Genomic DNA, 15,195 nt, shown 5'->3' with positions numbered 1-15,195 from the left:
GGGCCTCAATTAACAGCAGGAGTGTGCTTGAGCATTTTTTCCACCAGCTTCACCCAATACGACGCCCCGACCAAAAGGCACTGGTCGTTGAAATCGAACTTGGGATGGTGACACATCACGTTCTGCGCACTGTCGCCATTGCCGATGATCAGGTACGAGCCCGGACACTTCGCCAACATGAAGGCGAAGTCTTCGCTGCCGGTGAGCGGGCGCATGTTTTCGATCAGGCCCTTCTCGCCGAACCATTCCAGCGCCGCACCGCGGGCCAGTTCGGTTTCGTGCTCATCATTGACCAGTACCGGATAACGGCGGTTGTAATGCACGTCTGCGTTACCGCCGTAACTCTGCGCGATGTTCTGCGCCAGGGTCGTAATGCGGGTTTGCAGCAGGTCGCGCGTGTCGGCACGCAACGAGCGCACGCTGACTTGCAGCTTGGCCGATGCGGGGATCACATTGGCAGCAGAACCTGCATGAATGGAGCCAACACTGACAATCGCAGTGTCCAGTGGGTCGATATTGCGCGACACCACGCTTTGCAGGCACAGGGTCAAGGTAGCCGCCATCACGACCGGGTCCACGGTTTTGTGGGGCACCGCGCCGTGGCCGCCGACTCCGTTCAGGGTGATCGTTGCGGTGTCGGACGAGGCCATGAACGGCCCTGCGAGAAAGCCCAGCTTGCCCTGGGGGAAGCCCGGCATGTTGTGCATGGCGAAGATTGCATCGCACGGAAACAGCTCGAACAAGCCCTGCTCGACCATCTCGCGGGCTCCGCCCAGGCCTTCTTCCGCCGGCTGGAAGATCACATTCAAGGTGCCGCTGAAGCGTCGGGTGCTGGCCAAGACTTTGGCCGCTGCCAGCAGTGTGGCGGTGTGACCATCATGGCCGCAGGCGTGCATTTTGCCGGGCTGGGTGCTGGCGTATTCCAGGCCCGTCTCCTCGGCAATCGGCAGCGCGTCCATGTCGGCCCGCAAGCCTATGCGCGGTCCGTCACCGTTGCGCAACTGCCCTACTACGCCGGTGCCGGCCAGGCCGCGATGCACCTCGAAGCCCCATTCCTCAAGTTTTTGCGCCACCAGGTCACTGGTTGCAAACTCCTCGAAGCCCAATTCCGGATGAGCGTGGATAGCGCGCCTGATGGCTATCATCTCGTCCTGAATCTGTTCGATCTCTGCCAGAATCTTCATTTTTGTTGTCTCCTCAGACTCGATATGGGCTTGATTCTGACCCGTATTGACAGAATGAAAAGACAACCTTTAGGCTCGATGACAACATTTAGTTGTCATCAGGGGCAGCATGAAAACCAACCAGTTCACCGCTTTGGTGGCGGTCGCCGAAGCCGGGAGCATCCGCAGTGCGGCCAAATCCGTCGGCCTGACCCAGGCCGCAATCACCCGCACCTTGCGTGATCTGGAGCAGCAACAAGGGGTGGAATTGCTGGAGCGTACCCACACCGGCGTGCGTTTTACCGAGGCTGGCAAAAGCCTGCTGCACCACGCGCGCCTGATACTCAGCGAGATTGAAAAGGCCAAGGCCGACCTGAATCTGATTCGCAGCGGGCAGGCCGAACGCCTGCGTATTGCCGTCTCTCCGTTTATCAACTTCAGCTTTCTGCCGGAGTGCCTGAGCCTCTACCAGCAAGAGTACCCCCACGTATTCCTGGAGGTGTTCGAGGGGCTGCACGGCATTTCGGTGCCGCAGCTTCGGGACGGCTATCTGGATTTCGCGGTGATCCAGGCCAGTAATTTCATTACCGAAAACGAGTTCTCCATCGAACCGCTGTTTTCCTATCAGGCCCATGTGGTGGGGCGTAAAGACCATCCGCTACGGCACTCCAGTTCCATTGATGAACTGAATGCCATGAAGTGGCTGGCGAACTACCCTCCTTCGCTGCACAACACGTTTATCAGCGATCTGAACCGGGAGTTTCGCCTGTCACCCCCGCCCAGTCATGTGGTGAGCGTGCACTCGGCGGGGATTTTGCTGCCGGTGCTGTTGCAGACGGACTCGCTGACTGTTCTGCCTGACTTATTGCTCAAATCCGAGTGTTTTGCCGGTGCGGTCGCGCCGTTGAGTGCGTTCAAAGGCTCCAAATCAAGGATCCTCGGCGTGGTCAGTCGCCGGGGTAACGTGCGCAGCAAGGCTGCAACTGCCTTCATCGGTGTGTTGAAGCAGGTAATCAAGCAATATGCCAGGAATCACGGCTCACCGTTCAGCGAGATGCTGTCGCCGAAGGATTTGTTCTTTTGAGTGCCGTCTTAACAAGCTTTTAATCCGCCTAAAAATTTCTTAAATCCTCCCCGACATACTCCGCCTCAGACCCCCATCTGAGAAAACATACATGTCACCCATCGAAGCTAAATCACCGCCCGTGAACGCGTTGACCTCGTTTGCCGGGACACTGTTCCTGGCCAGCCTGTCACTAATGCCCGTCACCACCCTCGCGGCGTCAGAGAGCGATAAAGCGTTTGGCTGGGGCCTGGGGCTGGGGGCCGCTGTGACGAATTCCCCCTACCGTGGCCATGACGACGACAGCCAGCTCCTGCCGGCCGTGTCCTATGAAAGTCGCTGGATCAGCGTGATGGGCCCTGGCATCGACTTCAAGATACCCAGCGACAGCGCGCTGTCATTTCGTTTGCAGGCCCGGTACGGGCTGGATGAAGGCTATGACGCATCCGATTCCGATGACCTGGACGGCATGCGTGACCGCGACCCGGGTATCTGGCTGGGGGCCAAGGCCATCTGGCAGAGCCCTGTCGCGCAGTTCTCCGCGCAATGGGCTGGCGATGCATCAGGCAACAGCGACGGGCAAATCATCCGGCTGGCCGTCGAGCGACGCTTTACAGCGGGTCACTTCGACTTCACCCCGCGCCTGGCGGCGGTGCACCTGGATGAAGACTACGTCGCTTACTACTACGGCGTACGCGCCAGCGAAGCCAGGGCGACGCGTCGGGCTTACGCCGGTGACGCCACCGTCAATATCGAGGCGGGGGTACGCGTTGGCTACCCGTTAGAGACTAACCAGCACGTCTATCTGGACCTGAGCGCCACACGCCTGGGCAGTGAGATTGAAGACAGCCCGATCGTGGACCGATCCACCCTCGGCTCGGCAAGGCTTTGGTACATGTACCGTTTTTGACTGACACGGCCGCCGCTCGCCCTGCCTGCGGCGGCTTCACGGTACTGGCTCACTCCCACGGAGGCCCCATGAGATCACTCGGGACGCTGTTGTTGTCCTGCATCGCTGGCTGCGCCGAGCTGCCGGTCAGCCCTGTATCGCCGGCCCCGGAGAATTTTGCCGACTATCGCCAGAAAACCCTCTTGCTGCTGGAGCGTAACCGACGGTTTCAGAGCGCGGACCATGCCCTGGAGCTGGCCTGGAACGCCCCTCGGGAATGGCAGCCTGAGCACCCCAACGGCAAAGGGATACTGCTGGTGCACGGCCTGGGGGACTCGCCGGGCTCCTTCATTGATATTGCACCGCAGCTCGCCGGCCAGGGTTATCGGGTACGCACGCTGTTGCTGCCCGGGCACGGGACTCAACCCGCCGACATGCTGGGCGTCGACGTCACCGATTGGCAGCACACTGTGGCCCGGCAAGTGGCGCTGCTGCGCCAGGACGCCGACGAGGTTTACCTGGGCGGTTTCTCCACTGGGGCCAACCTGGTGCTGGAATACGCCATGGACGACCCGGCGATCGCTGGCTTGCTGCTGTTTTCACCCGCGTTCAAGGCCCGCCTGCCCTTCGATTGGTTGTTGCCGTGGCTGTCCAAGGTCAAGCCCTGGTTGCGCCAACCTGACGGCCCTGCCCCCCAGCAGACAGCGTTGCGCTATCAAAACGTACCCACCAACGGCTTTGCCCAGTTCTACTTCACCAGTACCGTCGTACGCAGCAGGCTGGCGATGCAGACCTATGACCGGCCAGTGCTGATCGTCAGCGCCGCCCATGACTCAGTGGTGGATGTCGGGTTTGTGCGGGAGACGTTCAGCCAGCGCTTTCCGAACCCGGCGTCACGGATGATCTGGTATGGCGACCTGGTTCCCGGGCAGCGCCATCCACGGATGCTGGTGCGCAGTGACCGGTTTCCCGCCGAACACATCAGCCAGTTTTCCCATATGAGTGTGCTGTTCTCGCCGGACAACCCCCAGTACGGTCGTCAAGGCAAGCAGCCGATGTGTTCCAACGGGCAGAACGCCGAGGGCTACCGCCAATGCCTGGCGGGGGCCACCGTGTGGTATTCCGATTGGGGCTATCGGGAAGCAGGCAAGGTGCATGCGCGTCTCACCTACAACCCTTATTTTGAATGGCAGGCCCAGGTTATGGCGCAGGTGCTGGAGGCGGCACAATCCCAGGAAAATACACACTGATGGACAATCCCTTGCCGGCCAGGCCGCTGCTTGTGACGATGCTTGCATGGTGCCCTTGAACGATATTTTTCACCAGCGACAGGCCGATCCCACTGCCCTGCCCGCCGCTGCCGGGGACACGGTAAAAACGCTCGAAGATCGACTCTCTCTCGGCGGCGGCCACCCCCGGCCCGTCATCGGCGACTTGCAGGCAAGGCCCTTGGGGCGATGGGCCACAGCTGATTTTCACGTGGTCGCCCGGCCCGGTGTAGCGCAGGGCGTTGTCGATCAGGTTGCGCAGAAGAATGCCCATGGCGTCGACATCACAGTCGATCAGACACGGTTGGGTCTCAAGCAGCAGCGTGCGTTGTGCCTGCGCGGCCTGCACCTCAAATTCATCGGTGACATAGCCGATGAGTTCGCTCAGGTCGACCTGGGTGCGATGGGGTTTATGCACCGCCTCCAGGCTCGCCAGGTCCAACAATTGCTCAGACAAACGCGTGCTGCGTGCCACCACCGCCAGCAGCTTGTGCAAGGTCGCGTCCTTTTCAGCAAGGGTCGTGGCCCGCAGGGCAATTTGCGCATGGGCCTGCAAGGCCGAGAGCGGCGTGCGTAACTCGTGGGCCGCATTGGCGATAAAACGCCGTTCACCTTCCAGTGCCTGGTCGAGTTGCCGCAGCAAGTGATTGAATCCCTCCACAAGCGGGCGTAGCTCGACCGGCAGCGCGCCCACCCACAACGGCGTAAGGTCAAAGCGGTGCCTGCCCCGCAGGGCATTTTCGATCACCAGAACGGGCCGTAGCGCACGCCGCAACACCTGCCACATCAACAGCCCTACCAGCGCCAACAGCGATGAGGCGATACACAGCGCAACGAAGGCTTTTCGACGCATGTCCGCGCTGATCACACTGTGCAGGTAGCCGACCTGGACGGTCAGTTGCCGGTTGCTGTCGGATATTGAATACACCCGCCACTTGCGCCCATCGATCATCGGGCTCGAAAAACCGTCCAGGAAACTCCCCTGCAACGCCGTCGACGGGGCGCCCGGTGCACCGGCCAGCAAACGGTCGTGGCCCGCCCACACCTGATAAGTCAACAGCCCGGCTTCGGCCAGCCCGGCGCTGCGTAATAGCGGGCTCGCGTCCTTGCCCGGGAGCTGCTCATTATTCTGCGGGATGGCCAGCAACAGCTGAGTCGCGATGGCTTGCAGCTTGCTGTCCCAGATGCTGCTGGAGCTGACCTGGGTGTAAATCAGCAATGCCGTCAAGGCCAGCGCCCAGCAGATACCGATGGTCAGGAACAGCACACGCATCATGCGTTGGCGCAGGGATTTCATTGACGGGCCCCGGCGATCATATAGCCCTGGCCATGGACCGTGGTGATCAGCTCATCGCCCAATTTGCGCCGCAATTGGTGGATATACACGGCAATGGTATTGCTCTCGATGTTGCTGGCATGGCCATAGACCACTGCCTGCAAATGATCACGCGCAAGCACGTGACCGGGGCGCTCCAGCAGCGCGAGCAGCGTGCGGTATTCATACGCGCTCAATGCCACCCGCCGGCCACCTCGGGTTACCACGTGACGGCTGCGGTCCAGCACGATATCCCCCAGGGTCAGCAGTGAGATCACCCGCCCTTCACTGCGCCGGCTCACGGCCCGCAAGCGCGCCCACAGTTCGTCGAGCTGGAACGGCTTGACCAGATAATCATCGGCCCCGGCATCCAGGCCGACGATGCGCGCACTCAACTGCCCGCTGGCCGTGAGGATCACCACCGGTGTGGGGTCGTGTTGTTTGCGCAGGGCCTTGAGCACGCTCAAGCCGGATTCACCTGGCAGGCCAAGGTCAAGCAGGACCGCGTTGTAGGTATGTTCGACCAACGCCAGGCGCGCTTGGGAGGCGTCCTTGACATGGTCAATGTTCCAGCTGTTTTGCCGTGCGCCATCGCAGATGGCTTCGGCCAGCATGGCGTCGTCTTCCACCAATAATAAATACACAGCAGGCCCTCGTGTGCTGCTTGGAATGGGGCAACACAATCCACACATACGGGATGATGAGCAAGGGCCGGAACCATAGACCGATTTTTTAAGAAAGTATTAAAACGGGGGGTGATGAAATCACGTGCTGTTGCGCCAATAAAATCGCTGACAATTAGTTGCGGCCATTAATAGAAAAAAGCACTCATGGCGATTTTATTAAACCAATGCTAAATAAGTTTACATGCTGTTTTTATAAAAAATCCGCCGCAGAGACTGCGGCGGCAAACCAAAGGATTTTGTCGAAGCAGAGCGGCTAAGACACGACCAAAACTACAGCAGCACGCGCAGCGGCATAGTGAATTTTAATTAATCGAGTTTAACCATCCCTTCACTGGTCCTTTACCGCAAACCGGTTAAAAATCCCCCATCGCGCAAAGGCCAGCGCCGCCCGCCAAGGGGTGCCCGGCTAAAACTACAACACGCGAAACCCGGCTTGAATGCCCGTCTTAATATCGCCTGCCCAAAAGTTATATACGCCATAAAAAATAAGGCCGTGCATCTGCGCACGCAACTATTAGCGATTAATCTATCCGGGGTAGCTATAACCATGGTTAAACAGTGGAGCCTATTAGCGCTGGTCATTTCCAGCAGCCTGAGCCAGGTGGCTTTGGCAGAATCAGTAACGGATCAGGCAGATGCCAAGGGTTTTGTCGATGGCAGCACTCTCACCGGCGTCGCGCGCAACTACTACTTGAACCGTAACCGGGAAGAAGGCCGCGCCGATCAGCGTGACTGGACCCAAGGGGTCATGGCCAACTACATCTCCGGTTTCACCCAGGGCACTATCGGGTTCGGCGTCGACGCCTATGCCTACGGCGGGCTGAAACTCGACTCACAGCGCAAATACGCGAACACCGGCAACCTGCCGCTTGATCGCAACGGCGACCCTCAGGACGCCTACGGCTCGCTGGGTGGTGCGTTGAAACTGCGGATCTCCAGGACGCAGCTCAAATACGGTGAAATGCAGCCCACCGCGCCGGTGTTTGCCGTCGGTGGTGTCGGGTTGCTCGACCAGACCGCCACAGGCTTTGACCTGACCAGCAACGAAATCGCCGGCCTGAACCTGGAAGCCGGTCACTTCACCGCGACCAACGGTGGCGATACCACCAACCATGAGCACGATATCTTTGCCACCTACGCCAACGTAGCGACCAAGAGTGCCAGTTTTGTCGGTGGCAAATACACCTTCACCCCGGACTTGAGCGCGACGGTGTACGCCGGCGAATTGCAGGACGTCTGGCGCCAGTACTACACCAACCTCAATTACGTGATGCCCCTGAGCAATGGCCAGTCGGTGACCCTGGACGGCAACCTGTACCGCACCCTCGATACCGGGAGTGCCAATGCGGGCACGATCAACACCACGGCGTACTCGCTGGCGGCGGCCTATTCGTTCCTGCAGGCCCACACGCTGACGCTGTCGTTCCAGAAGATCGATGGCAATGAGCCGTTCGACTATATCGGCGCGGGTGACAACGGTGCCGCCGCGGCCGGCGACTCGATCCTGCTGGCCAACTCGGTGCAATGGTCTGACTTCAACGGCCCAGGCGAAGCCTCCTGGGCCCTGCGGTACGACTTGAACATGGCGCCCTACGGTGTGCCGGGGCTTAGCTTCATGAGCCGCTACATCAACGGCTCCGACATTGACGGCAGCCACACCCCCGCCAACAGCGCCTATCTCGGCGCCTACGGCGATGGCGCCAAGGAGCACGAAACCGACGTAGAAGTTAAGTACGTGGTCCAGAGCGGGCCGGCGAAAAACCTTGCGTTCCGCCTGCGCCAGGCCTACCACACCGGCAGTTCCGAGTCGGGCAGTGGCGGCGACGTCAACGATACGCGCCTGATCGTCAATTACCCGTTCAGCATCCTGTAAGCCCTTCCCGGGACGTGCCGGCGACGTCGGTCGCTGGCACGGTGATCGGCTATTTGGGTTGGCAGTTCTGCTGGAGGCGTTAAACTGCGCGGCCTCACTCTGCAGCAAAACGAGACCTCCATGTCCAACCACGACCTCGCCTTCACCCCCGATCTCGACCCGGACTCCATCTCCTCCGACGTCATCGGCTTCAACGGCATCCTCGTCTCCACGCAAATCCCCACTCGCGCCGACGGCAGCCTGGAACTGGGCGACATCACCCTGCAAAGCGAATGCACCCTGCAAGCCCTGAAAGTGGCCTTGGAACGTGCCGGCAGCTCGATTGACCGGGTCATGCACTTGACCATTTATCTGACCGACATGGCCGATCGCGCCGCTTTCAACGAAGTCTACAAACGCTATTTCGCCAAGCCCTGGCCCGTGCGTGCAGCGGTTGGCGTGGCCGCCCTGGCGGTGGAAGGCATGCGGGTTGAAGTCACGGCGATGGCTGCCAAGGCCTGATGACTAAGGGGGTCGACGCTCCAATGTGGGAGCTGTCGAGCCCCAGCGAGGCTGCGATGGGATCGCCTCGGTGTAACGGATACACCGTGGTGCCTGCATCGCGGGCAAGCCCGGCTCCCACAGTTGACTGCATTCCACTGTGGGAGCGCACGTAGGCCCTGATAGATGTCGATAAGGCATTTCGCAGCTACAATGCCCGCCTCCGTGACAAGCCTGACTAAAAAAACTATGTCCTTGCCCAAGCATCACCTGGAATTGCTCAGCCCTGCGCGCGATGTTGCCATCGCTCGCGAGGCTATCCTGCATGGCGCCGACGCCGTGTACATCGGCGGCCCGAGTTTCGGCGCGCGCCATAACGCCTGCAACGACGTGAGCGATATCGCGCAGTTGGTGGAGTTCGCCCGGCGCTACCACGCGCGGGTGTTCACCACCATCAACACGATCCTGCACGATAACGAGCTGGAACCGGCCCGCAAGCTGATCCACCAGCTCTACGACGCCGGCGTCGACGCGCTGATCGTCCAGGACCTGGGGGTGATGGAGCTGGATATTCCGCCCATCGAGCTGCACGCCAGCACCCAGACCGACATCCGTACCCTGGGCCGGGCAAAGTTTCTCGACCAGGCGGGTTTCTCGCAGTTGGTATTGGCCCGCGAGCTGAACCTGCAAGAGATCCGTGCGATTGCCGACGAAACCGATGCGGCCATCGAGTTCTTCATCCACGGCGCCCTGTGCGTGGCCTTCTCCGGCCAGTGCAATATCTCCCACGCCCAGAATGGCCGCAGCGCCAACCGTGGCGATTGCTCCCAGGCGTGCCGCCTGCCCTACACCCTGAAAGACGACCAGGGCCGCGTGGTTGCTTTTGAAAAGCACCTGCTGTCGATGAAAGACAACAACCAGAGCGCCAACCTGCGTGCCCTGGTGGATGCCGGCGTGCGTTCGTTCAAGATCGAAGGCCGCTACAAGGACATGGGCTATGTGAAGAACATCACCGCCTATTACCGTCAGCGCCTCGACGAGATTCTCGAAGACCGCCCCGACCTGGCCCGCGCGTCCAGCGGCCGTACTGCGCATTTCTTCCTGCCCGACCCGGAAAAGACCTTCCACCGTGGCAGCACCGACTACTTCGTCACCGACCGCAAGGTCGACATCGGCGCCTTCGACACCCCGACCTTTACCGGCCTGCCGGTGGGTGTGGTGGAAAAAGCCGGCAAGCGCGACTTGCAAGTGGTCACCCATGAGCCGCTGTCCAACGGTGACGGCCTCAACGTGCTGATCAAGCGCGAAGTGGTGGGCTTCCGCGCTAACATTGCCGAGCCAAAAGGTGAGTTTGAAGAGGACGGCGAAAAGCGCTATCGCTACCGCGTCGAGCCCAACGAGATGCCGGCCGGCCTGCATCAACTGCGTCCGAATCATCCGCTGAACCGTAACCTGGACCATAACTGGCAGCAGGCATTGCTCAAGACCTCCGCCGAGCGCCGTATCGGCGTGTCGTGGGCGGCCCGCCTGCTGGAAGATCGCCTGGACCTGACCGTCACCAGCGAGGAAGGCATCAGCGCCAGCGTCGCCCTGCCCGGTCCGTTCGGCGTGGCCAACAAGCCGGAACAGGCGCTGGAAACCCTGCGCGACCTTCTGGGCCAACTGGGCACCACCCAGTACCACGCCACGTCAATCGAGCTGGATGCACCGCAGGCGTTCTTCATCCCGAACTCGCAGCTCAAGGCATTGCGCCGTGAAGTGATCGAGGCGCTGACCGAGGCGCGTATCCAGGCTCATCCACGGGGCGGTCGCAAGGCAGAAACCACGCCGCCGCCGGTGTACCCGGAATCGCACCTGTCGTTCCTGGCCAACGTCTACAACCAGAAGGCCCGCGACTTCTATCACCGTCACGGCGTGCAACTGATCGACGCGGCGTATGAAGCCCACGAAGAAACCGGCGAAGTGCCGGTGATGATCACCAAGCACTGCCTGCGGTTCTCGTTCAACCTGTGCCCGAAACAGGCCAAGGGTGTGACGGGCGTGAAGACCAAGGTGGCACCGATGCAGTTGATCCACGGCGATGAAGTGCTGACGCTGAAGTTCGACTGCAAGCCGTGCGAGATGCACGTGATCGGCAAGATCAAGGGCCACATCCTCGGCCTTCCGCAACCGGGCAGCGTGGTGGGTTACATCAGCCCGGACGACCTGCTCAAGACCATCCCTCGCGCGCCGCACTGATCCCTTTGCGCCTGCGTACCCGCAGGCACCACAGCGGAAACGGCAAGGTCACCAGCAGCAGCAACCACAACAGGGCGTAGACACTGTCTACGCCTTCGTTCTGCAGGTTGACGAACAGCTTGACCGGAATCCCCTGCGGGAAATACGCAAACACCATCACAATCCCGAACTCACCAATCACCCGCACCCAGACAATCGCCAAGGCGTTGGCCAGGGCCCGCCGGGTGACGGGCAAGGTCACCTGCAAAAACACCTCGACCGGTGTGCAACCCAATCCCCGAGCGGCTTCTTCCAGTGAGCGCGGCACCGCCTCGAATGCCGTGCGTGCGCACAGGATGTAATAGGCCTGCCCGCCATAGAGTTGCGCGAGGATAAACGCCGGCAGGTTGTTGCTCAGGGAAATGCCCAGCCGGCCCAGTGCCTCGCCCAAGGTGGCGTAGGGTCCGTAGGCGGTGACCAGCAGAATCCCCATGGCCAAAGGCGGCGTCAGCAGCGAGATCAGCAATAACGCCTCGACCCCGCCGCGCAACGGCGACGCGGTGCGCGCGAGCCACAAGGCCAGTGGCGTGCCCAGCAGCACAATCAACAGCGTCGAGACACTGCTCAGCCCCAGGGAAACGCCCACCGCCGACCAGTCGCCATAGGCCAAGTGCAACTGGCCCCAGGACGTTGCACCCGCCAGGGCTACAAACGGAATGATCAGCAGCACCGCCGCCGGCAGGCTCAACCACATTGAGCGTGAGCCTTTCAGCACATCAAAGCGCTCCGCCTTTCGGCTGGCCGTAGCCATTGGCTTCAAACACCTTCTGGCCTTCAGGCGACTGCAGGTAACTCACAAACGCCTGGGCTTTTTGCGGGTTGGGCGCGTTTTTCAGCACGGCTGCGTAGAACACCAACGGCTGCGGCTTGAGGGTTTGCATCTGGCCGTTCTTGTCCGGCAATTGCAGGCTGACGGTGTCGTACCAGTCTTGAGTGAAGGTCGGGTTGCTCAAGTTGATCTCGTCGGGCAGCGCGATGTACGGCAGCTTGGCCGAGATCGTCGCGCTCTCGTAGCCGGAAGCGGCATCAATCTGGCCGGCTTGCAGGCGAGTCAACAGGCCGCCCTCAGCAAACACCTGCTGCGGGTTTTGTACGTCGCCAAGGATGTGTTGGGCCAGGCCCGGCTGCCGGTAATACTTCTCGGCCAGTTGCACCGCAAAAATGATGTTCTGCCCTTGCGGGTCGGTGGCGGCGTCCGTGCGACCAAAGCGCAGGCCGGGGCTTTGCAGCACCTTCCACCAGGCCGGCGAGTTGGCGTTCCTGCTCGCTTCCAGTGCCGGCGCGAACGCGCTCTTGGGGTTGTAGGCAATCACCATGCGGGTGCTGGCCACCGGCACCGCCTGCCCGACCAGCCCGGCTTTTTGCAGCACCTCAATCGGCCCCGGGGTGATGGACACGAACACGTCGGCCACCACCTTCTTCGACGCCAGCAACCGCGCCATCCCATAGGCGCCTTCGCCCTGCCCCAGATACGTCAGGTGTTCACGTTCGGCAAAGGCCGGGCCGAGGGCCTTGTCCATCACCACGCCCATGGAGCCGGCGTAGGTCACATGGATTGCGCTTTCGGCATGGGCCGATAACGCCACGGACAGCACCAGGCCGCTGAGCAGCCAGGCACGGGTTTTCTTTAACATGAGCAGTTCCGCTGTAAAGGTAGATATACAGCGAAACATAGTAACCAAGGTGCTATCACTGCTTCATGAAACATGCCCCGCCAACGCCTTCGGGCGCCACCACCAACCCCGCTGCAGCCCCGCCGCCGCGAGCAGAATCGCCGCCACGCCGAGCCATTGCAGCCAGCCGAGGCGATGCCCAAACGCAATCCAATCGACAAAAATAGCCGCGATTGGGTAGATAAACGACAGCGCCCCGGTGATTGCCGTGGGCAACTTCTGGATCGCCCCATACAGCAACACGTACATCAGGCCGGTATGCACCACGCCCAGGGTCAGCAGTGCCGCCCACGAATCCATCGAGGCGGACAGGCTCTGCCACTGCATCAGCGGCGCCAGCAGCACGGCGCCCGTGGTCACCTGGATCAACGCCATCAAATGCGGCGGCACGTCCTTCAAGCGCTTGATGATCAGCGCCGCAATCGCATACAGAAACGCCGCCCCCAGCGCCAATGCCACGCCCACCAGATAGTCATCCCCGGCGTTTTGCTGATCGCCATGGGCGGTGACAATCGCCAGCATCCCGACGAACGCCACGCTCAGCCAGGCAAGCTTCTGCACGGTGATTTTCTCGCCCAGGAACACCGCGGCCAGCATCACCAGCATGAACGGCTGCACGTTATACACCGCCGTACTGATGGAGATTGAAGCCCTGGCGTAGGACTCAAACAGCAACAACCAATTGCCCACGATCGCCACGCCGCTGAGCATCGCCAGCCCCAATTTGGCGTAGCTCAGCAGGTCAAGTCGCAGATAGCCCATCAGCCAGCAGACCACCAGCAACGTCACTGCGCCGATCACGCAGCGCCAGAACACCACCTCGACAACGGGCACACCCGACACCAGTACAAACCAGCCGATGGTGCCGGATATCAGCATGGCGGCGACCATTTCCCATGAACCGCGACGTATGGATTTGTCCATGATTGAGCTCCTCAAGTGAGGCTCAATTATGGCAATCTGAGTTGAAGCGACTCCAGATTCTAAATAAGGCGAACCGTGTGTTTCGCCTATTCTTATTAGGCAAACCCGCGCAATGGCTTTCGGAGCGACCATGATTGACAGCATTGACCAGCAACTGATCGCCGCACTGATGGATGATTCACGCCTGTCCCTCAAGGCCTTGGCGGGCATCACCGGCCTCTCCTCCCCCAGTGTCGGCGAGCGACTGCGCCGCCTGGAAGAGCGCGGCGTGTTGAAAAACTACACCGTGGACATCGACCCCAAGTATTTTGGCTATCTGCTGCAAGCCATCGTGCGTATTCGCCCGCTGCCCGGGAAACTGCAGGAAGTGGAACGGCAGATCCAGGCGATCCCGGAGTTCACCGAATGCGACAAGGTGACCGGCGATGACTGCTTCATTGCGCGCCTGCACGTGCGCACCATGGATCAGTTGGACACCCTGCTGGACCGGCTCAACGCGTACGCCGAAACCAACACCGCCATCGTCAAGAAAACCCCGGTAAAACGCCGGTTGCCGCCACTTGGCGACTCGTGACTTTGAGTCACTGATGCAGTGACGGGATCGCTATTCTGTGCATCGAGTGCGGTGTTTATGCTTGATCCACACATTGGAACAACAGGCGTAAACACCATGTATGTCATTACCGGAATCACAGGCAAAGTCGGCGGCGCCCTGGCGCGGTTTCTCCTCAATGATCATCAACCGGTGCGCGCGGTGATCCGCGATGCCGCCAAAGGCGCCGAATGGGCCGCGCTGGGTTGCGAGGTCGCCATCGCGAACATGGACGACGCCGCCGCACTTACCGAAGCGTTCAAGGGCGCCACCGGCGTGTTCATCCTGCCGCCGTCGGACTTCGACCCGGCGCCCGGTTTTCCCGAGGCGCGCAAGGTGATTGCCGCCGTCGCCCAGGCCATCGAGGCTGCAGCACCGCAAAAGGTGGTGTGCCTGTCGACCATCGGCGCCCAGGCCGAGCACGTTAACCTGCTGAGTCAGCGCACCTTGATGGAACAGGCGTTGAGCGCGCTGAACGTACCGGTGACCTTCCTGCGTCCGGGCTGGTTTATGGAAAACGCGGCCTATGACGTGGTCGCCGCCCGTGAACACGGGGTGATCAACAGCTTCCTGCAACCGCTGGACAAAGCCGTACCGATGATCGCCACCGCTGACGTCGGCCGCCTCGCCGCGCAACTGTTGCAGCAACACTGGAGCGGGCACCGGGTGGTTGAGCTGGAAGGCCAGTGGGTCAGCCCGAACGACATTGCCCGCACCTTGACCGAAGTGCTCGGTCGCGGCGTGATCGCGCAGGTGGTGCCTCGGGATACCTGGGAACCGATGTTTCGTGAGCAAGGTGCGCAGAATCCGTTGCCGCGCATGCGCATGATCGATGGGTTCAATGAAGGCTGGATCTGCTTTGAGCATGCCGGGGTGGTCAAGGGTGAGACCACGTTGCTCAAGGTGCTGCGCGAACTGGCTGCCAAAGCCTGAATCGTCTCTGTGGCGAGGGGGCTTGTCCCCGTTGGAGTGCGAAGCGCTCCCGTTTTTTG

General features: G+C 60.9%; 14 protein-coding genes. 8 read left to right on the top strand and 6 right to left on the bottom strand.

The window, feature by feature from the left end; genetic code table 11:
• Nucleotides 1-5 precede the first annotated feature (5 nt).
• A complete protein-coding gene (locus tag JFV30_RS12645; RefSeq protein WP_201124077.1) occupies nt 6-1,184 on the bottom strand; it encodes a M20 aminoacylase family protein in 1,179 nt (392 codons plus the stop codon).
• 109 nt (nt 1,185-1,293) lie between these two features.
• Here JFV30_RS12645 and JFV30_RS12640 point away from each other — a divergent pair, with 109 nt between their 5' ends.
• The 3 genes from JFV30_RS12640 to JFV30_RS12630 all read left to right on the top strand — a co-directional run bounded on the left by JFV30_RS12640 (nt 1,294) and on the right by JFV30_RS12630 (nt 4,365).
• Nucleotides 1,294-2,247, top strand: coding sequence for a LysR family transcriptional regulator (locus JFV30_RS12640; protein ID WP_201124075.1), 954 nt, complete (start codon nt 1,294-1,296; stop codon nt 2,245-2,247).
• 91 nt (nt 2,248-2,338) lie between these two features.
• Complete coding sequence (locus tag JFV30_RS12635) at nt 2,339-3,136, top strand: MipA/OmpV family protein (RefSeq protein WP_201124074.1); 798 nt, start codon at nt 2,339-2,341, stop codon at nt 3,134-3,136.
• Nucleotides 3,137-3,204: 68 nt separating this feature from the next.
• Nucleotides 3,205-4,365, top strand: a complete 1,161-nt coding sequence (locus JFV30_RS12630) for an alpha/beta hydrolase (protein ID WP_242487064.1) — start codon at nt 3,205-3,207, stop codon at nt 4,363-4,365.
• Here the strand turns inward: JFV30_RS12630 and JFV30_RS12625 are convergent.
• Nucleotides 4,316-5,680 carry a sensor histidine kinase gene (locus JFV30_RS12625; protein ID WP_201124073.1) on the bottom strand — a complete coding sequence of 455 codons (1,365 nt, stop codon included), beginning with the start codon at nt 5,678-5,680 and terminating at the stop codon, nt 4,316-4,318. The genes JFV30_RS12630 and JFV30_RS12625 overlap by 50 nt on opposite strands.
• Nucleotides 5,677-6,342, bottom strand: coding sequence for a response regulator transcription factor (locus tag JFV30_RS12620; protein ID WP_201124071.1), 666 nt, complete (start codon nt 6,340-6,342; stop codon nt 5,677-5,679). The genes JFV30_RS12625 and JFV30_RS12620 overlap by 4 nt, the downstream gene beginning before the upstream one ends.
• Before the next feature lie 589 nt (nt 6,343-6,931).
• On the opposite strand from JFV30_RS12620, the gene JFV30_RS12615 reads away from it, so the two are divergent.
• The 3 genes from JFV30_RS12615 (at nt 6,932) to JFV30_RS12605 (ending at nt 10,975) form a co-directional block, all read left to right on the top strand.
• Nucleotides 6,932-8,257, top strand: coding sequence for an OprD family porin (locus tag JFV30_RS12615; RefSeq protein ID WP_201124069.1), 1,326 nt, complete (start codon nt 6,932-6,934; stop codon nt 8,255-8,257).
• Between the two features lie 120 nt (nt 8,258-8,377).
• On the top strand, nt 8,378-8,758 hold the full coding sequence (locus JFV30_RS12610) for a RidA family protein (RefSeq protein WP_201124067.1): 381 nt from the start codon (nt 8,378-8,380) through the stop codon (nt 8,756-8,758).
• A gap of 228 nt (nt 8,759-8,986) precedes the next feature.
• The gene (locus tag JFV30_RS12605; RefSeq protein ID WP_201124065.1) at nt 8,987-10,975 is read left to right on the top strand and encodes a peptidase U32 family protein; all 1,989 of its coding nucleotides are present in this window, start codon (nt 8,987-8,989) and stop codon (nt 10,973-10,975) included.
• On the opposite strand, the gene JFV30_RS12600 is transcribed toward JFV30_RS12605, so the two are convergent.
• The 3 genes from JFV30_RS12600 to JFV30_RS12590 all read right to left on the bottom strand — a co-directional run bounded on the left by JFV30_RS12600 (nt 10,947) and on the right by JFV30_RS12590 (nt 13,611).
• Entirely contained in the window at nt 10,947-11,765 is an 819-nt protein-coding gene (locus JFV30_RS12600) for a molybdate ABC transporter permease subunit (protein WP_201124063.1), read from the bottom strand. The two genes, JFV30_RS12605 and JFV30_RS12600, sit on opposite strands and share 29 nt — an antisense overlap.
• The gene (locus JFV30_RS12595) at nt 11,731-12,648 is read right to left on the bottom strand and encodes an extracellular solute-binding protein (RefSeq protein ID WP_201124061.1); all 918 of its coding nucleotides are present in this window, start codon (nt 12,646-12,648) and stop codon (nt 11,731-11,733) included. The genes JFV30_RS12600 and JFV30_RS12595 overlap by 35 nt, the downstream gene beginning before the upstream one ends.
• 63 nt (nt 12,649-12,711) lie before the next feature.
• Nucleotides 12,712-13,611, bottom strand: coding sequence for a DMT family transporter (locus JFV30_RS12590; RefSeq protein ID WP_201124059.1), 900 nt, complete (start codon nt 13,609-13,611; stop codon nt 12,712-12,714).
• A gap of 130 nt (nt 13,612-13,741) precedes the next feature.
• Here JFV30_RS12590 and JFV30_RS12585 point away from each other — a divergent pair, with 130 nt between their 5' ends.
• Nucleotides 13,742-14,185, top strand: a complete 444-nt coding sequence (locus JFV30_RS12585; protein ID WP_201124057.1) for an Lrp/AsnC family transcriptional regulator — start codon at nt 13,742-13,744, stop codon at nt 14,183-14,185.
• 96 nt (nt 14,186-14,281) lie between these two features.
• Nucleotides 14,282-15,136 (top strand): NmrA family NAD(P)-binding protein, encoded by an 855-nt coding sequence (locus JFV30_RS12580; protein WP_201124055.1) that lies wholly within the window; start codon nt 14,282-14,284, stop codon nt 15,134-15,136.
• Nucleotides 15,137-15,195: the final 59 nt, after the last annotated feature.

It is taken from the genome of Pseudomonas sp. TH32 (genome assembly GCF_016650855.1).
Lineage (GTDB): Bacteria > Pseudomonadota > Gammaproteobacteria > Pseudomonadales > Pseudomonadaceae > Aquipseudomonas.
This window is presented reverse-complemented; position numbering and strand designations above follow the sequence as displayed.